Below are 17,128 nucleotides of genomic sequence, written 5' to 3' on the forward strand. Positions count from 1 at the left end.
CCGAACTCCAGGGCACCGGGTTCCACCAGGCCGGACTTCGCGAGCCCGGCGGCGGCCTCCCGGCCGGCCCCGTCCAGCTCACCGACGGCCAGTCCCTCGGCCAACCGGACGCCCAGCATGACCCGCTCGACCCTGCGGGCCTGCGCGTCGAGCTCCTCCCGGGCGGCCGCGGGACTGCGCCCGGCCCCCAGCCGGGCCGCGTACTCCGCCGGATGACGCACGTTCCACCATCGCACCCCGCCGACGTGGCTGTGCGCGCCCGGACCGATCCCCCACCAGTGATCTCCGCGCCAGTACCCCAGATTATGCCGGCACCAGGTACCGGCCCCCCGCGACCAGTTGCTGACCTCGTAGCTGGTCAGGCCGGCCGCGCACAGAGCGTCATCGGCCTGCAGGTAGCGGTCGGCAAGCAGGTCGTCGTCGGGTTCGAGCAGCTCGCCCCGGCGGACCCGACGGGACAGTTTCGTGCCCTCCTCAACCGTCAGCGCGTAGGCACTGACGTGGTCCGGGCCGAGCTGGATCGCCGCGTCCAGGCTCGCCGCCCAGTCCGCCTCCGACTCGCCCGGAGCCCCGTAGATGAGGTCCAGGCTGACCTGGTCAAAGCCGGCCTTGCGGGCCCAGCGCATCACCTCGGGCACGCGGCCGGGGGTGTGCCGCCGGTCCAGGGCGGCGAGGACGTGCGGACGGCTACTCTGCATGCCAAAGGAGATCCGGGTGTAACCGGCGGCGCGCAGCTGCTCCAGTTGCGCCGGATCCACCGACTCCGGATTCGCCTCGGTAGTGATCTCCGCGTCGGGCGCCAACCCGAACCCGTCGTCCAGGATCCGCAACAGCCGCCCGAGATCGTCAGCGGTCAACAGGGTCGGCGTGCCGCCACCGACGAAGACCGTAGAGATCACGAGCTCCTGCTCACCAAGCACGGTACGCGCGAGCCGGACCTCGCCGGTCGCGATGTCGACGAACGTCGTGAGGCCCACCGACGACACCAGTGCGCCGCCCAGGTCGGCCGCCGTGTAGGTGTTGAAGTCGCAGTAGCCGCAGCGCGCCGCACAGTAGGGCACATGCACGTAGACCCCGAACGGTCGCCGGGTCACCTCGGCCAGCGCGGCAGCCGGGAGGGCACCGTCGTCCGGCGGAGGCGAGCCGTCGGGAGGCTTTTGTGGCATGCCCCCAGTGTGCCCCCAACGTGTGCTCTCGCGGCAACGCTACGTTTGTCAACCGCGTCGGCGGGCCAAGGATGGCCACACGAGGACCACCTGGAGATAAGGCCGGAATACCCGCTTCGGCGAAGCTGGCCAAGTGTAATGACATTTTGTCATCGTTGGGCACAGAAGGGAAAATATGGGTGGTTCACCGTGGACCGATCGACGTCGGTGCGAAAAGATCCGGTCATGGACGACGACGCCAGGGCCGTTCTCGACGAGATCTTCGAACTGCTCCCACCCCGAACCACCGTGTACCGTTCCAGCGCCGCCGCCCCCGTCGCGGGCCTGTCGTTCTCCGAACCGGCCACCGAACCGATCCGTCTCCCGGCCACCCCCCTGCCGACCGGCTGAGCGGCCGAGCGGCCGAACAGACAGATGGCGCCACGGTCCCGCGTCGGCCCCGCACCGGACTCACTTCACCGCCGGCTTGCCGGTGTCCGTGGACAGCGCCGCGATGAAGGCCTCCTGTGGCACCTCGACCCGACCGATCGTCTTCATCCGCTTCTTGCCCTCCTTCTGCTTCTCGAGCAGCTTGCGCTTGCGGGTGATGTCGCCGCCGTAGCACTTGGCGAGCACGTCCTTGCGGATGGCGCGGATGTTCTCCCGCGCGATGATCCGGCTGCCGATCGCCGCCTGGATCGGCACCTCGAACTGCTGACGCGGAATCAGCTCGCGCAGCTTGGTCGTCATGGACACGCCGTAAGCGTAGGCCTTCTCACGGTGCACGATTGCCGAGAAGGCATCGACGGTCTCCCCCTGCAACAGGATGTCGACCTTCACCAGATCGGCCAGCTGCTCCCCCGCCGGCTCGTAGTCGAGGCTGGCATAGCCCCGGGTCCTGGACTTCAGGGCGTCGAAGAAGTCGAAGATGATCTCACCGAGGGGCAACGTGTACTTGAGTTCCACCCGGTCGGTCGACAGATAGTCCATCCCCTTCAGGACGCCGCGCCGGCCCTGGCACAGTTCCATCACCGCCCCGACGAAGCCGGTCGGCAGCAGCATCATCGCCTCGACGACGGGCTCGTACACCTCGGCGATCTTCCCACCCGGCCAGTCACTGGGATTGGTCACTGTGACCTCGGAAAGGTCCTCCATGACCACCCGGTAGACGACGTTCGGGGCCGTGGAGATGAGGGTGAGGTTGAACTCGCGCTCCAACCGCTCCCGGACGATCTCCAGATGCAGCAGGCCCAGGAAGCCGCACCGGAATCCGAACCCCAGTGCCGCGGAGGTTTCCGGTTCGTAGGTCAGGGCGGCGTCGTTGAGCTGAAGCTTGTCGAGAGCCTCGCGCAGCGCGGGATACTCGCTGCTGTCGATCGAATACAGCCCGGAGTACACCATCGGCAACGGATCCCGATAGCCACCGAGCATCTCCGTCGCCGGCCGCCGGGTAGTGGTGATGGTGTCGCCGACCCGGGCCTGCCGGACGTCCTTGACCCCAGGGATGACGTAGCCGACCTCGCCGACCGACAGCGACCCGGTCGGATGGGGGTCCGGCGAGATGACACCTACCTCGAGGGTCTCGTGGCTCGCGCCGGTCGACATCATCAGACACCGGTCGCGGGTGGTCAGCGTGCCATCGACCACCCGTACATAGGTGATGACGCCGCGGTAGATGTCGTAGACGCTGTCGAAGATCATCGCACGAGCCGGACCGTCCGGATCGCCGACCGGGGCGGGCACCCGGCGCACGATCTCGTTGAGCAGCTCCGGCACCCCCTGGCCGGTCTTGCCGGACACGCGGAGCACCTCGCCCGGTTCGCAGCCGATAATCGTCGCGATCTCCTCGGCGTACTTCTCCGGCTGGGCCGCCGGAAGATCGATCTTGTTGAGTACCGGAACGATGGTCAGGTCGTTCTCAATCGCCAGGTACAGGTTCGCCAGAGTCTGCGCTTCGATGCCCTGGGCCGCGTCGACCAGCAGCACCGCGCCCTCGCAGGCCGCGAGCGAACGGCTCACCTCGTAACTGAAGTCAACGTGGCCCGGCGTGTCGATGAGATGCAGGATGTAGTCCCGACCATCGTCGGCCCGCCATGGCAGGCGCACGTTCTGGGCCTTGATGGTGATCCCACGCTCACGCTCGATGTCCATGCGGTCGAGATACTGCGCGCGCATGTTGCGCGCCTCCACGACACCGGTCACACCAAGCATCCGATCGGCAAGGGTCGACTTGCCGTGGTCGATGTGGGCGATGATGCAGAAGTTGCGGATCATCGCCGGGTCGGCGCCGGGCGCCAGGTGCGGGGCTGTGGACACGCGGAGAGTTCTCGTTTCGCTCGCGGTGATCACGGTGGAGCCGCCCATGCCGAGATCTGGGTCGACCACCTTCATCGTGCCAGGAGCCGCGCGCGCCGGTGCGCCGGTGCGCCGGCGCGCGGGGGTTTGATAATCTGAGTGCCGTCCGTGACGGACCGCATCCGTGACGGGCCGTATCGTCGTCCGGTCATGATCTGCTCGCCATTCCGTGCGGCGCGTACTATAACCTGTCCGCACCACCCCGACTCGACAAATCAGAGGTTCTCCCGCGTGGCCAACATCAAGTCGCAGATCAAGCGCAACCTCACCAACGAGAAGCGGCGGCTGCGCAACAAAGCTGTGAAGTCGGAACTCAAGACGCACGTGCGTCGCTTCCGCGACGCCGTGGAGGCCGGTGACGTCGAGCGCGCCGACGAGACGCTGCGGATCGCGTCCCGTAAGCTGGACAAGGCCGTCAGCAAGGGTGTCATTCACGCCAACCAGGCCGCCAACAAGAAGTCGGCACTGGCTCGCGCGCATGCCGACTTGGCCGCCAGCTGAGTCGTCTTCCTACAGCCGGAGCGCCGCAGGCGTCCCGGCCTTTCCGCGTGTCCACCCGCCGGTCAGGCCTCTCGTCCGGTCAGAGCCCGCTGCACGGCATGGAACGGGCTCCGGGCTGCAGTGGGGGGGCCGGTTCCGCCGAGACGTCGTCCGGCCGGATCAGCCGCTCAAGCACCTCGTGATAGGCAACCATCGCGCCGACGGTCAGCGGGAGGACACCGACCACCCAGGCGCTCGCAAGATCACCAAGTGCAATCACCACCGTGACCAGCCCAGTCACGATCATGAGCAGTCCCCGCATCCAGCCCGCAGGTAGCACCCGCAGGCCGAACCAGCCGCCCGGCGGCGGGGCGTCAGGGTCGACGGCCGGCTGGGGAGCCACGACGAGGCCGGCACCGGCTCCCGGACCGTCGGTCATCCCCGGCTCCCGGCCGCCCGGGCCCGCCCACCCGACCTGGCCACGGCGACCTCGCGCAACAGTTTCTCCAAGGCGTAACCGGCGTCGACCGCAGTGCCCTTGACGCCAGCGTCGGCCTCGGCGGCCGCCCGCAGGGCCTGGCCGAGACCCCGGTCCGACCAGGCTCGGGCGGAGCGCTGCGCCTTCTCGACCTTCCAGTCCGGCATGCCCAGGGCTCGGGCGAGATCCCACTTCGAGCCAGGACCCGCGGACGCCACCCGGGCGAGGTCACGCAGACCACCGGCGACGGCACTGGAGACCAGTACGGCCGCGGTACCCCCCTCCAGGGACTGACGCAGCAGCGTCAACGCCTGCGGCAGGTCGCCGCCGATGATCGCGTCCGCGACGGCGAACCCGCTGGCCTCGGCCCGGCCCCGGTGGAAACGGGCCACCGCGGCCTCGTCGAGCAGCCCGTCGGTGTCGGCCACGAGCTGATCGCAAACGGCGGCGAGCTCACGCAGATCACCGCCGACCGCGTCGAGCAGGGCGCGCACCGCGCCCTCGCTGACCCGGCCGCCGAGACGCCGCACTTCGGCGACGACGAAATCGTGACGCTCCCGCGGCTTGGTGATCTTCACTGCTGGCACGACCCGCGCTCCCGCGGCCTTCATCGCGTCCGCGAGTTTGCGGTTCTTCACCGCTCCGCTGTGGACGACGACGAGCACGACGTCGTCGAGCGGACGACCGATGTACTCCAGCAACGCGTCACGCAGATCCTCGGCGAGGTCCTGCGTGCCACGGACGACCATCACCCGGCCACCTCCGAACATCGAGGTGGCGCCGAGGTCGATCAGATCGGCTTCGCTGAGCTCACCGGCCGCCCGGTCGACGACCTCGACGTCGGGATCACGGGCCCGAGCCGCGTCGAGAACCCCGCGCACGGCTCGACCGACGAGTAGATCCTCGTCGCCGGTGACGAGGACGAGCGGCGGCAGTTCAGAGGAGGACACGCAGGTGAGCATGTCACGATCCGCCCCCAGGCCGGCGGAGCACCACCGAGACGCGGACCCGCGCCCCCGACCCGGAGGCGGCTCCCGCCGGCGACCCGGACTCGGCGGACCCGGCGGGTGCCGCCGCGGCGACCACCGCCACCGCGCCGTCGCGGTCGGTCCGGGCGACGGCCATGCCGGACCGGCGCAGCGTCCGCAGGGTGGACCGCGCGGGATGACCATAGCTGTTCCCGGTGCCGACACTGATCAGGGCAAATCGGGCCCCGGTCGCCGCGAGGAAGGTGACGTCCTGATCCGCGGCGCCGTGATGGGGCACCTTGAGCACGTCGGCTCGTAGAGCCGTCCGATCCCCCGGCCTGCCGGTCAACATCCGCTGGGCCGGCGGCTCCACATCCCCGGTGAGCAGGATGGTCACCTCCCCCACCCGTGCGGAGAGCACCAGGCTCGCGTTGTTGGGATCGCTCTCGGTGCCGTGCAACACGGTGCGCGGAGCCAGGACGGTCCAGGAGACCGCCCCCACCCGTGCCCGGGAGTCGATGACGGCCGTCCGCAGCGGCACACCGGCCCGCCGGGTCCACTGTTGGACCCGATGCCACTGGAGAACGGGTTCCCCCAGCGGGCTGCTGAGTACCTCCCCCACCGGAAGCCGGCCGAGCACGGCCGGCAGCCCCTCGACGTGATCGGCGTGGAAGTGACTGAGAATGACCACCGGTATCCGTCGCACGCCGAGGTCGGAGAGGCAGCGGGTCAGCAGGGCCGGATCGGGGCCGGCATCGACCAGCACCGCGGTGCCCGGTCCCGCCGACAGCACGAGGGCGTCGCCCTGACCGACGTCGCAGGCGACCAGGCGCCAGCCGCCCGGCAACGGCGCATCGCGCCAGGAGCAGGCCGACCAGGGCCGCGGCGACCAGTCGCCGCGGCACCCGCCTCCGCAGCGTCGCCACCACAAGCCCGGCGACACCGGCGACCGCGCCCGCTCCCATCACCCCCGTGGGCCACGGCAGCGTCGCGGCAGGAAGATCGGCGCACCGGCCGGCGACCGTCACCAGCCACCAGCACGGCAGATCGGCGAGGTGCGCGAGCAGCCCGGCTGCTGACGGCGACACCGCCGCCACGACCAGCGTCAGTACCCCCAGCACGGTCGCCGGTGCGACGGCGGGCACGGCCAAGACGTTCGCGGGCACCGCCACGAGGCTCAGCCCCCCACCGGTCCAGGCCAACACCGGGGTGCACGCCAGCTGGGCGGCGGCCGCGACGGCGAGCACCTCGGCGATCCGCGCCGGCAGCCGCCGAGCGAGCGCGTCCCGCCAGCCCGGCGCAAAAACGATCATTCCGGCCGTGGCGAGGACGGACAGCGCGAAGCCGACCGAGAGGGCGAGCGCGGGATCCACCAGGACTAAGACGATCACGCTCGCCGCCAGGGAGGGCAGCACCGCCCTGGGACCGCCAATGGCGAGCCCGAGCAGGCCGACCAGACCCATCGCCCCGGCACGCAGCACGCTGGCCGAGGGCCGGGCGAGCACGACGAACCCGACGAGGGCGAGGGCTCCCACCGCGGCGCGCGACCGTGACCCACGCCCGGTCCATCCCATGAGGTAGAGCGCCGAGGCCGTCACGATGGCGACGTTGCTACCGGACACGGCCGTCAGATGGGACATTCCGGCGGCGCGGAAGTCCGCGCGCACCGCGTCGTCGAGCCCGGAGACGTCGCCGACCACGAGGCCGGGTAGCAGCCCGCGACGCGGTTCGGGCAGTCCCCCAGCGGCTCGACGCAGCCCGGCCCGTAGCCCCCCGGCGATTCGTTGGATCATGGTGGGCCCGCCGCGGGTCCGCGGTGGGCCGTTGGCGAACAGAACGGCGGCCACGGTGTCACCGACCCGAGGTTCGGCGAGCCTGCCGGAGACGACCAGGTGCTGGCTGGGCAGCAGAGCGCCCCAACCGCCGCCCCGCGCGAGCAGAACCATCGGGGCCCGGACCCGCAGATCCGCCGGGGCGCGGTGAGGCGCTCCGCCCGGACGGAGATCACGAAGGTCACGCGATCGGCGCCGCCAGCCCCCTCCCCGGCCCCCTCTCCGGCTCCGGGCCCGGTTCCCGTCCGGACCGCGGTGGACGAGGAGGTGGCGCGGGGATCGTCGGTGACGACGACCTCGGCTGTGACCAGACGGCCATGCCGGACCAGATCGGCGAGCGGGCCGCTGTCACGTGGACGAGCCGCCAGTCCACCCGCGAAAAACCCGGCGGCCAGGAAGACGAGGGCCGTGAGAACGACGACGGCGACGGCGGAGCGCCACCCGACGCCCCGGGTGAGCGGCGCGCTACGCGGCTGCGACGGCACCGGCGACAGCGACTGCGACTGCGACTGCGACTGCGACGGACGGGACCCGCCCGTAGCCACCTCGGCCCGATCGCCGCCCGGTCCTGGGCGAGTCGGCCGAGCGCCCCGCGGGCGGACCCGGACCAGCAGGAACACCGGAGCCGCGACGAGCACCGCACCGGCGGCGCCCAGCAACGGAACGGACGGCGGCCAGGTGCCGGCAACCGCCGCGCCGGCCCAGGCCATGACCGCCGGGCCCACCAGCCGGGCGTCCATCGGACGGGAATCCCCGGACGGCCGTTCCGGCAGCGCGAGTCCCGTCTCCATCCCGACGTCGACCACCGGAGCGTCAAACCTTCAGCAATGGCAGCAGATCGGCCAGCCGCTTGTCGCCGACTCCGGTCACCTCCGCGAGCTGCTCGGGCGACCGGAAGGGCCCGTGCGCCGTGCGCCACTCGACGATGCGGCGAGCCAGCACGGGCCCAACCCCGGGCAGACCGTCAAGCTGCTCGGCGGTCGCGGCGTTCAGGTCGATCGGACCGGTCGCCGCGGTGGAACCGGCGGCGCTCGCGGTGCTCCCGCCGACGGGCCCGAGGCCGGTACCTGCGGGTTGCCCAGGCGGCGCCGGGCCGGGCCTGCCATCGACGAGGACCTGTTCCCCGTCGACCAACATCCGGGCCAGGGCAAGGCCGGTCGTGTCGGTGCCCGGGAGCGCTCCCCCGGCGCGTTCGATCGCATCCACCACACGCGCGCCCGCCGGGAGCCGGACGACACCCGGCCGGGCCACCCGGCCGGCGACGTCGACCACCACCTCGCCGCTCGCCCCGGTGCGGGCGGCCCTGGTCGTCGGTGCCGAGGCCACGTTCGTATCCATGGCGGAGGTGGGACCGGTGGCCCCGTGGTCCGAGTGGTCCGACCGGGCGTTGCCAGCCGCCGACTCCCCCGTCCGGAGGGTACCGACCTCGGAGGAGGCGAGCGGTACCGGGCGGTGCTGCCAGGAGAACCAGGCGGTCATGAGCGCGGCGGCGAGGGCGACCAACGCGAGAACGAGGGCGGCCCGGGCTGCCGGCGCCACCACGATGCCATGCAGCGTAGCTGGAAGCCGCCTGCGGATGACGCCGACCAGATCGCCCCGCGGAACTCCCGGCGCCGTCCGGCCAGCCGATGGCCCGCGATCAGGTCCCCGGCCGCCTTCGTCCTCGCCATCGTCCATCTCGCGCCCCGGACGGGGGTGGACTGGATGGGGGTGGAGCGGGCGGCGCCGATCCGTTCGACCGGCGACCGGCCGATCAAGATCGGCCCCGTCCGCCGCAAGCTCGTCCGCGGCCCATCCGTCGGCGGCCCGGTCCTCATCGAGGAACACGCCCTCGCGAATCCCGACCAGGTCGGACTTGTCGCCACCGATCTCCTGCTCGTCTTTGGTGAACGTGGCGTCGCGAACGCGGCGGGATCCACCAGCCGAGCCGTCTACTGGTGGGTCCGGCGGACGCAGCGGCACGGTGGCGTCGTCCGACGGCAGCAGGTCCAGCGATGGCCATCGCGATGAAACGGACGGTTCAGACGGAAATGCGCGGACGGGGAAGCGCGGCGGCGGGGCCGGCGGCGGGTACCCGGGACCAGGGGTGGATTCGACCATGACTGGACCGTAGATCGATCACGGCGGCTCCCGCTCCGCTTGCCGCCGTCCTGTGGACAGCCGCCCGTCGTCCACAGCCCCCGCCCAGTGGCCTGCCGGGGTCCCGGTTCTGTCGCAGCCATGGGCTCGGCGGTAAGGTCCGCTCGACACTGATTGTGGGAGCACCACTGGGAGGTGCGCCGATGCGCGTGATTGTCGACTACGACCGCTGCGCGAGCAGCGGAACCTGTGTCCGTCTCGTCCCGAACGTGTTCGAGATCCGCGACGACGGCTTCCTCTACCTCCTCGACGAGGAACCCGACGACGCCAGGTGGGACGACATCCAGGAGGCTGTCGACTCCTGCCCAACCGAGGCGATCAATATCTCCGATAGCTGATCACGGCGTGGCGGTCGGTCCGACTCCCTGGAGGGCACGCCTCCGAAACGGATCCGACCGCTCGAACCCTCCACGGCGCACCAACCCCGCCGGCAGCCGGCCGGGAGTATGAGTCGCGGTAGCGGCTCACCAGAACCGGGTAGAGACCTTCTGACGAGAGCGGCCCGCGCATTTCCGGGCGGAGCCCCAACCCGGGGAGGTGCCTCGATGGCCACGATCTACCGGCAGCACCGACGTCAGCAAGCCCCCAGCACGCTGTGGCCGGCGTTGCTCCTGCTCGGTGCGGCGGTCACCGTGCTGGGACTTCTACTGATCACGAACCCCTTCGCGACCGCCGGCACACTGGCGGTCCTCGCCGGAGTGGCACTCGTGCTCTCCGGCATCAGCGAGACGATCGCCGCGGTCCGGTCAGAGAACACCGCGGGGACTGCCCTGTTTGGGATCATGCTTGCGGTCGGCGGCGTCATCGTGCTGCTGTGGCCGGGAGCCACCCTCCGAGTCGTCGCGCTGCTCGTCGGCGCGATACTGATCATCACCGGGGTCGTCCGGGCCCTGGTGACCTGGGCGAGCAGATCCTCGCGCGGGACCGGTCGCGGCATCGCCGGTCCGCTCATCCTGGCCGCGCTCAGTATCGTCCTCGGCGTACTGGCGCTGACCTGGCCGGAAGCGACGATCATGGCACTAGCGGTGATCTTCGGAATCCAACTGATCGTCACCGGCGTCACCGAGATCGCGCTCGGGCTCGCGCTTCGCCCGCGCGGTCACTCCTGACCTCCGGCGACCATCCGTTCTCCGGATTTCCGGCGGATCAACCCGCGATTGCCGAGCGCGCCCGCCGGGTCACCCGCCTCCCGGCCCGGCGGCAGTGCCTTTGCCCGGGGCATTGACGGGGGTATCAACCGGGTCGATACCGAACAACGACAGATCGACGGTGCCGCCCACCCGCGCGGACGAACCGGCACCACCGCCGACGGAACCACCGGACCGCTCCGGGTCCACCGCGAGAGCCGCCCGCCCGCCTGCGCGACGGCCGCGGCGACCACCGGATCGATCTCGACGGGATCGATGAGATGACGACCCTTGTTCCGGACACTGCCCACCTCGGCTGCGACCGGATGCGCCGCGACCACCCCGGCCGGCGCCGGCCGCAGCAGCGAGGCGAACGCGGCGGGATCGCGGACCGAGGGATCCATCCAGCGATCCCAGGCGGCCTCGGGCAGGATCACCGGCGAGCGGTCGTGCAGGAACTCCAGCCCCGCGGCGGCTCCGGTCGTGAGGATCGTGAAGGTCACCAGCGGGGCCTCACCCCGGCGCCAGACCTCGTAGAGACCCGCGAACGCGAAGATCCCGCCGGTTGCGGGATGGCCCGCGGGACGGATGTAGAAGGGTTGCCCCCGCCGCGAGCCGCCACCCGGATGGAACCACTCGTAGAACCCGGTCGCCGGGACGAGGCAGCGCCGTGCGGCGAAGGCCGACCGGAACGCCGGCTTGGTCGCCGCCGTCTCCGACCGCGCATTGATCATCTTTGCGCCGATCGTCCGGTCCTTGGCCCAGGACGGCACCAGCCCCCAGGTCGCGAGGCGAAGGACCCGCTCGGTCCGGCCGGCCGGAGGCGGCTTCCCGGCCGGAGGGAGGTGCGCCTCACCCCGAAAAGCGCCGTCCGGGAGCTCACGCGGCTCGGCGACGACGATCGGCATCGTCGAGGTGGGCGCCACGTTGTAGTTCTCCGTCACCGCGCCGGCAGTCTCGTCGTGAGCGGACATCGCCGCGGCGAGGTCGTCGGTCTTCAGCTTCTGGGTGTACCGACCGCACATGGCGCCAGCGTGGCACCCGGGTCCGACAGGTCGCAGGTTCCGCGCGGAGGTCGCCCGAACGCGAGGGTCGCCCGAACGCGAAAGTCACCCGAACAGCGCGGCGAGGCCACCGGCCAGCGCGCCGAGATTGACCAGGCCGAAGAACCCGACCCAGAGCGTCGGGGGCAGTCCGGTCAGCCGTGCGAGCTGATCCGGATCGGAATCCCCGGCCCGGCGCCGACGGCGCCCCCGCTGCACCTCGATCACCGGGCGGATCGCGCCCAGCAGCAGGAAGCACGCAATGTACGCGGCGAATCCGGCGCGCACGCTCTGCGGCGCGAACCAGGAGACCGCCAGGATTCCCGCGGTACTCCCTAGCACGGACAGGGCCCCGAAACCGTTGCGGATCACGAGCAGCATCGCCAGCAGCAGCGCCACGCACAACTGCAGCAGCAGACTCGTCCGGCCGGTGGCCAGCAGGCCCGCAGCTCCGAGACCGAGCAGGGACGGTGCCGTGTAGCCGGCGGCGACGGTCACGACGACACCCGCACCGGTCGGCCGCCCGGAGGACACGGTCACTCCGGAGGTGTCCGAATGCAGCCGAACGCCAGCCAGGCGGCGCCCGGTCGCGACCGCGGCCAGGGCATGTCCACCTTCGTGTGCAATTGTTATCACATATCTAGATATCGGCCATAGGCGGTCGCTGAGTACCGTCAGGGCCGCCAGAATCGCGGCAACGACGAGCACCCACTGCGGCGGCGCCGGCTGCGCCGCGATGCCCCGGCGCAGAATTTCCATTTCCGTTCTCTCTCCCTCATCCGCGCGGTTGGTCCCGCTCCTCCACAGACGTCTGATACGAACATCATCGATCCTGCCCCCCGCCCGCACGCGACGTCGCCTTCCGGTGAAACCGGACCGCGGTATCGCCGGACATCCACGACGACCGGTGTCAGGGGGTGGGGGTAAGGTCGTGTCGCATTCGGCACACCGGTGAGACCGCGAGGAACATCGAGGAGTGGCCCGTCGTGGCGGAGTACGTCTACCGGCCGGTGGTCAGCATGGTGCGGGGACTTTTCGGCGCACTGCGCCTGCGTCTTGACATCCAGGGCACGGAGAACATCCCGGCATCGGGGGGCGGCATCGTCCTGATCAATCACGTCTCGTACCTGGACTTCGCGCTCGCGGGTCTGCCGTTCTGGATCGCGGAGCGTCGGCTGGTCCGGTTCATGGCCAAGAAGGCAGTCTTCGACCACCGGATCAGCGGGCCGCTCATGCGCGGCATGCACCACATCCCGGTCGACCGGGAGGCCGGCGCGGCGTCTCTGCGCCACGCCCTCGACGCACTGCGAGCCGGGGAACTCGTGGGCGTCTTCCCCGAGGCGACGATCAGCCCGAGTTACTGTCTGGCGACATTCAAGACCGGGGCGGCCCGGATGGCCGCTCACACGAAGGTACCGGTGATCCCGGTGATTCTCTGGGGCAGCCAGCGCATTTTCACCAAGGGACGGCCCTTCAGCCTGCGGGACGCGATCGGCGTCCGCGTCTCGATCACGGTAGGCAGGCCCGTCCAGCCCACGGAACTGGGTAAGGGCCGCGACGGCACGGCGCTGCTGGAGAAGGTGATGAACGAGCTGCTCGACGATGCGCAGCGCCGCTACCCGCGGCCCGCGCCGGGCGAGCCGGACTGGTGGCTGCCCGCGCATCTCGGTGGCTCGGCTCCTCCTCGGCCGGCCGATCAGGACGCCGCCGCCAAGCAGAGCACCTCCGAGGAATCCGGCCAAAGCTGACAGATCCCCGTCGGAACCCTTGCCGACCGGCGATCCCACGGACGACTCTGCGCGGTTACCGTGCGTTCTTCGAGGAAGTGCTCACCCACGAGCACCGCCCCGGGACGGAGGCCCGTCGGCCTCGGTACCGGACGGCCTCGGTACCGGACGGCCTCGGTACCGGACGGCCTCGGTACCGGACGGCGGCCGGTACCGGGTCAGCAGAGCGGCCCGGCGCGCGGGGTGCAGGTTCGCCCGGGTGACGTCCCCGCCGTAATGCTCGACAACGCGGTCGTCCATCAGCCGAAACCACACCGGCGGGAGATACGCCGCGAGCAGGAGCGTAGCGTACCCCGCCGGTAGCTGGGGAGAGGCCTCGAAGGACCGCAGTGCCTGGTAGCGCCGGGTCGGGTTGGCGTGGTGGTCGCTGTGTCGCTGCAACTGATAGAGCGCCAGATTGCTGATCACGGCATCGCTGTTCCAGCTGTGCCGGGGATCGACCTTCTCATAACGCCCGCTCGGGGTCAGCTCCCGGGCCAGGCCGTAGTGCTCGATGTAGTTGATCCCCTCCAACAAGGTGAACCCGAAGGCCGCCTGGGCGACGAGGAAGACGAGCACGGCCGGCCCGAACGCGACGGCCAGCGTCGCGAACAACACTGCGGTGAGCAACCAGCCGAGCACGACCTCGTTGCGCACCGACCAGATCCGTCGGCCGCGCAACCGCAGCCGGGCGGCCTCCAGCGACCAGGCGGAACGCAGACTACCGACGACGGTCCGCGGCCAGAACCGCCAGAAGCTCTCCCCCAACCGGGCACTCGCCGGGTCCGCCGCCGTCGCTACCCGCACGTGATGACCCCGGTTGTGCTCTACGGAGAAGTGACCGTACGCGGTCGGCGCCAGCATCAACCTCGCCAACCACCGCTCGAAAATCCCTCGCTTGTGGCCGAGCTCGTGCGCGGTGGTGATGCCCACCCCGGTCACGGTGCCGACCGACACCACCACTCCGATCCGGGCGGACCACAACAGGTCGCCGTTCGCCCAGGCCGAGGCGCCCAGCACCAGGCCGACGCCCGCCAGCGGCAGGTAGAGATACGTGCACCGGCGGTAGTAACGGTCGGTCTCCAGCGCGGCCCGGATCTCCTCCGGTGGATTGACCGGATCCGGCGGTGTGGTCATGTCGAGCAGCGGAACCAGGACGAAGACGAAGAGCGGGGTGATCCACCAGTACAGCCCGACACCCGTTCGATGCCACAGTCCGTATCCCACGATGGCCAGCAACGGGACGATGATTGCGGTGAGCCACATGTACCGCTTGCCGTCCCGCCAGGCGAGGCCGCCGGGCGCGGTGAGGACAGGTGCCGCCATCGGTACCTCCGATTTGCCGGCTGGACCGCCGACCGCGCCGACCGCCACCAGGGGGCGAAAACCCCTGACGGCGCACCACAACTGGACAGTGAGCCTGCCACGTGTCATATACGCTGACAACAGAACGCCGGTCACATCGAGGAGCAAGACCCGTGCAAACAGGTGGCGTGACGCCGTCGCCCGCGGGCCGGCGGTCCCGTTCGATGACCGACTCGCCCCCCTGGATCGGCGGGGTGATGGTCGGCACCCTGCTGCTGTCCGCCGTTGTTCTGATCACGTACACGCTGCTTCCCCTGCCCGGCCAGGAACGGCTGGGTGCGGGCAACTACGTCCTCGCCGCCGTGCTGTTCGCCGCCAACATCCTGCTGCCCCGGCTACTGCGACGGCACCGGCGCCGCCGGACCCACCGGCCGTGATCCATCCGCGCACCGGTCCCCGCCCCAGGCCGGCCGCGTGGCCTGTCCCACGCCCGGCGCATCCCGGCGCCTTCCGGGAACCCCGGCTGCCACGATGGCCGAATGTCCGCACTGATCGTGCTCCTCGTCGGCCTGGTGGCGGGCATCGGGGTCCGGCACCGCGGACGACTGCCCGCGGACACCGCCCATGTGATCAACATCTGGCTGCTGGACGTGGCCCTGCCCGCTCTGACGCTGCGCGCCATGCACGGCATCGTCTTCCCGCCGAACCTCGCGCTCGTCATCGCCGCGCCCTATCTGCTCTTCGTCCTGACGACGGCCGGCTACGTGCTGGCCGGACGAGCGTTGCGGATGCCGCGGGAGGTCGTCGTCGCTCTGATCGCCACAACCGCAGTGGCGAACACAAGCTTCGTCGGCCTCCCGATGGTGACCGCCTTCTTCGGCGCGTCGTCGGTCCCGGTCGCCGTGCTCGTGGATCAGCTCGGTTCCTTCCTGCTGCTGAACACGGTGGTCCTCGGGACGGTCACGATCAGTGCCGGCGCATCGCTTTCCCGCGCCGAGCTCGCCCGTCGGGTCTTCACCGCTCCGGCGCTGATCGCCCTGGTAGCCGCGCTCGTCCTGCGGCCGGTGACGTTCCCGGACTGGCTGAACGCCGCACTGGGGTCGCTTGGTGGCACCCTCACCCCACTCGCCCTGTTCTCCATCGGTCTGCAACTCCAGGTGCGTGCGGTCCGGGTGTGGTGGCGAGAGCTGGCCCTCGGCCTCGGCATCAAGCTGGTCGCCGCGCCCGCGCTCGTGGTGGGGATCTACGCACTGACGGGGACCGTCAGAGATCATGACGTGCGGGTGGCCCTCTTCGAGGTGGCGATGCCCCCGATGGTCGCCGGCGCACTCATCGCCGCCCGTCACGAACTCGCGGCACCGTTGCCAAGCCTGCTGGTGGGAGTCGGGGTTCCGCTATCGTTCGTGAGCCTGGCGGTCTGGGCGCTACTCCTCGGGGCCTGAGGAGGTGGAGGCCTGAGTCGTGCTCGTCCTCCAGTGGAGTCACCGCTGCGGCGGGCGCCCGGCGTGCTGATCACAGCCTACGTGGGCGGGTTGACCATGCGTGCGGCGCACCGGGCGACACCTCCCACGCGGGCGCGCCGTCGGCGCACGGGGCGAGATGTGTGTTCGCGATGGCGGAGAAATCGCCGAAGAACTTGATTTCCAGCCGCTCGCGGCGGACACCTCCCTTACCGTCCGGCGCGAGACGCAAAAAGTACAGCACGTTCGTACCTCCGGCAGCCGGCCGGTCATGCGGGTTGTAGCCGCCACCGTCCCAGTGGAACTCGGCCCGGGTCCGCAACACCCAGCGCAGTCCCTCGATGATGACCGGATTTGGGTCCGGGAGCCGCATCGCGAAGTGCCGCTCGAGCTCGAACACGCGTTCCTGCTCGATGAGCCCGGCCGGTAGCCCAGGTGTCCGCCGGAGCATGAAGATCTCCAACGTGCGGTCCGCGCCCGCACTGGACCGCAGCGCGGCGTGGGTGAGACGCACGTCGAGCAGCTCCGCGCGCACCGCGTAGCGCTCGGCCAGCCGGGCCTTCACGATGACGCTGGGCACCAGCGTGCTCGGCCGCACGCCGAGAGCGGGCAACGCCGCGAGCGCGGCCTCGAAGTCGTCCACGGCAATCAGCAGCGCCGCGTGGTCCAGGACACAGTACCGTGTCACCAGATCAACGAGGGCCGCCGCCTCGTCGAGGCCGTCGAACAGGCCGGCGAGGAGACCCTCGGTGTGCAACGCGCGCAGCGGCGCGCACACGGCCTCAATCCGGCGCACGTCGATGGCGTCCAGACCGCTGCCAGGCCGTCCGAGGTCAGTATGCCCCGGTGAGGCCGTGAATCCCTGCGCTTCGATCATCCCGTGTCACCTTCCGCCGCGCGGATGTGCCTGACGACCGGACACACCACGCCGGTTCGGTCCAGTCCGGCTCCTGCTCGGTCGCGTCCGGCCACCTTAGGCCGCTGGGCCCGGTCACCACGGCAGATCCGACCCCGGAGCATTCCTGGCAGT

19 protein-coding genes and 1 pseudogene are annotated in these 17,128 nt (G+C 70.6%); 8 read left to right on the forward strand and 12 right to left on the reverse strand.

Annotation, left to right across the window (positions count from 1 at the left end):
- Window positions 1-1,166, reverse strand: a 1,166-nt coding sequence (hemW, locus tag AC08OJ_RS02035) for a radical SAM family heme chaperone HemW (RefSeq protein WP_476594920.1), incomplete at its 3' end; no start/stop codon positions are given.
- Between the two features lie 225 nt (window positions 1,167-1,391).
- Here hemW and AC08OJ_RS02040 point away from each other — a divergent pair.
- Complete coding sequence (locus AC08OJ_RS02040) at window positions 1,392-1,556, forward strand: hypothetical protein (protein WP_462188092.1); 165 nt, start codon at window positions 1,392-1,394, stop codon at window positions 1,554-1,556.
- Window positions 1,557-1,616: 60 nt separating this feature from the next.
- On the opposite strand, the gene lepA is transcribed toward AC08OJ_RS02040, so the two are convergent.
- Window positions 1,617-3,461 (reverse strand): translation elongation factor 4, encoded by a 1,845-nt coding sequence (lepA, locus tag AC08OJ_RS02045; protein WP_476592133.1) that lies wholly within the window; start codon window positions 3,459-3,461, stop codon window positions 1,617-1,619.
- 270 nt (window positions 3,462-3,731) lie between these two features.
- Here lepA and rpsT point away from each other — a divergent pair, with 270 nt between their 5' ends.
- On the forward strand, window positions 3,732-4,001 hold the full coding sequence (gene rpsT, locus AC08OJ_RS02050; protein ID WP_462188090.1) for a 30S ribosomal protein S20: 270 nt from the start codon (window positions 3,732-3,734) through the stop codon (window positions 3,999-4,001).
- A 79-nt stretch (window positions 4,002-4,080) separates the two neighbouring features.
- Here rpsT and AC08OJ_RS02055 read toward each other — a convergent pair whose 3' ends face one another.
- The 6 genes and pseudogenes from AC08OJ_RS02055 to AC08OJ_RS02080 all read right to left on the reverse strand — a co-directional run bounded on the left by AC08OJ_RS02055 (window position 4,081) and on the right by AC08OJ_RS02080 (window position 8,800).
- Complete coding sequence (locus tag AC08OJ_RS02055; RefSeq protein ID WP_476594921.1) at window positions 4,081-4,419, reverse strand: hypothetical protein; 339 nt, start codon at window positions 4,417-4,419, stop codon at window positions 4,081-4,083.
- On the reverse strand, window positions 4,416-5,420 hold the full coding sequence (gene holA, locus AC08OJ_RS02060; protein WP_476594922.1) for a DNA polymerase III subunit delta: 1,005 nt from the start codon (window positions 5,418-5,420) through the stop codon (window positions 4,416-4,418). Before holA ends, AC08OJ_RS02055 begins: the two co-directional genes overlap by 4 nt.
- A 1-nt stretch (window position 5,421) precedes the next feature.
- Window positions 5,422-6,273, reverse strand: a complete 852-nt coding sequence (locus AC08OJ_RS02065; RefSeq protein WP_476594923.1) for a ComEC/Rec2 family competence protein — start codon at window positions 6,271-6,273, stop codon at window positions 5,422-5,424.
- Window positions 6,274-6,394: 121 nt separating this feature from the next.
- Window positions 6,395-7,219 (reverse strand): annotated as a pseudogene (locus AC08OJ_RS02070) (ComEC/Rec2 family competence protein); the annotation flags it as partial.
- The gene (locus AC08OJ_RS02075) at window positions 7,216-8,064 is read right to left on the reverse strand and encodes a hypothetical protein (RefSeq protein WP_476594924.1); all 849 of its coding nucleotides are present in this window, start codon (window positions 8,062-8,064) and stop codon (window positions 7,216-7,218) included. The pseudogene AC08OJ_RS02070 and the gene AC08OJ_RS02075, both read right to left, overlap by 4 nt.
- 7 nt (window positions 8,065-8,071) lie before the next feature.
- The gene (locus AC08OJ_RS02080) at window positions 8,072-8,800 is read right to left on the reverse strand and encodes a ComEA family DNA-binding protein (RefSeq protein WP_476594925.1); all 729 of its coding nucleotides are present in this window, start codon (window positions 8,798-8,800) and stop codon (window positions 8,072-8,074) included.
- A 6-nt stretch (window positions 8,801-8,806) separates the two neighbouring features.
- On the opposite strand from AC08OJ_RS02080, the gene AC08OJ_RS02085 reads away from it, so the two are divergent.
- The 3 genes from AC08OJ_RS02085 to AC08OJ_RS02095 all read left to right on the forward strand — a co-directional run bounded on the left by AC08OJ_RS02085 (window position 8,807) and on the right by AC08OJ_RS02095 (window position 10,506).
- Window positions 8,807-9,268 carry a hypothetical protein gene (locus AC08OJ_RS02085; protein ID WP_476594926.1) on the forward strand — a complete coding sequence of 154 codons (462 nt, stop codon included), beginning with the start codon at window positions 8,807-8,809 and terminating at the stop codon, window positions 9,266-9,268.
- 272 nt (window positions 9,269-9,540) lie between these two features.
- On the forward strand, window positions 9,541-9,735 hold the full coding sequence (locus AC08OJ_RS02090) for a ferredoxin (protein ID WP_476594927.1): 195 nt from the start codon (window positions 9,541-9,543) through the stop codon (window positions 9,733-9,735).
- A 207-nt stretch (window positions 9,736-9,942) separates the two neighbouring features.
- On the forward strand, window positions 9,943-10,506 hold the full coding sequence (locus AC08OJ_RS02095) for an HdeD family acid-resistance protein (RefSeq protein WP_476594015.1): 564 nt from the start codon (window positions 9,943-9,945) through the stop codon (window positions 10,504-10,506).
- Here AC08OJ_RS02095 and AC08OJ_RS02100 read toward each other — a convergent pair.
- Window positions 10,497-11,549, reverse strand: a complete 1,053-nt coding sequence (locus tag AC08OJ_RS02100; protein ID WP_476594016.1) for an SOS response-associated peptidase — start codon at window positions 11,547-11,549, stop codon at window positions 10,497-10,499. The two genes, AC08OJ_RS02095 and AC08OJ_RS02100, sit on opposite strands and share 10 nt — an antisense overlap.
- Window positions 11,550-11,633: 84 nt before the next feature.
- Window positions 11,634-12,326: a M50 family metallopeptidase gene (locus tag AC08OJ_RS02105; RefSeq protein WP_476594017.1), complete on the reverse strand. Its 693-nt coding sequence runs from the start codon at window positions 12,324-12,326 to the stop codon at window positions 11,634-11,636.
- 227 nt (window positions 12,327-12,553) lie between these two features.
- Here AC08OJ_RS02105 and AC08OJ_RS02110 point away from each other — a divergent pair, with 227 nt between their 5' ends.
- Window positions 12,554-13,315 (forward strand): lysophospholipid acyltransferase family protein, encoded by a 762-nt coding sequence (locus tag AC08OJ_RS02110; RefSeq protein WP_476594928.1) that lies wholly within the window; start codon window positions 12,554-12,556, stop codon window positions 13,313-13,315.
- Window positions 13,316-13,396: 81 nt separating this feature from the next.
- On the opposite strand, the gene AC08OJ_RS02115 is transcribed toward AC08OJ_RS02110, so the two are convergent.
- The gene (locus AC08OJ_RS02115; RefSeq protein ID WP_476594929.1) at window positions 13,397-14,659 is read right to left on the reverse strand and encodes an alkane 1-monooxygenase; all 1,263 of its coding nucleotides are present in this window, start codon (window positions 14,657-14,659) and stop codon (window positions 13,397-13,399) included.
- A 203-nt stretch (window positions 14,660-14,862) separates the two neighbouring features.
- Between AC08OJ_RS02115 and AC08OJ_RS02120 the strand changes: the two genes are divergently transcribed.
- Together AC08OJ_RS02120 and AC08OJ_RS02125 are read left to right on the forward strand one after the other, a co-directional pair.
- Window positions 14,863-15,075: a hypothetical protein gene (locus AC08OJ_RS02120; protein ID WP_462188273.1), complete on the forward strand. Its 213-nt coding sequence runs from the start codon at window positions 14,863-14,865 to the stop codon at window positions 15,073-15,075.
- Between the two features lie 102 nt (window positions 15,076-15,177).
- The gene (locus tag AC08OJ_RS02125) at window positions 15,178-16,080 is read left to right on the forward strand and encodes an AEC family transporter (protein ID WP_462188274.1); all 903 of its coding nucleotides are present in this window, start codon (window positions 15,178-15,180) and stop codon (window positions 16,078-16,080) included.
- Between the two features lie 70 nt (window positions 16,081-16,150).
- On the opposite strand, the gene AC08OJ_RS02130 is transcribed toward AC08OJ_RS02125, so the two are convergent.
- Window positions 16,151-16,975: a hypothetical protein gene (locus tag AC08OJ_RS02130; protein ID WP_476594930.1), complete on the reverse strand. Its 825-nt coding sequence runs from the start codon at window positions 16,973-16,975 to the stop codon at window positions 16,151-16,153.
- Between the last annotated feature and the right edge of the window lie 153 nt (window positions 16,976-17,128).

The organism is Frankia sp. CgKIO3, from assembly GCF_977946435.1.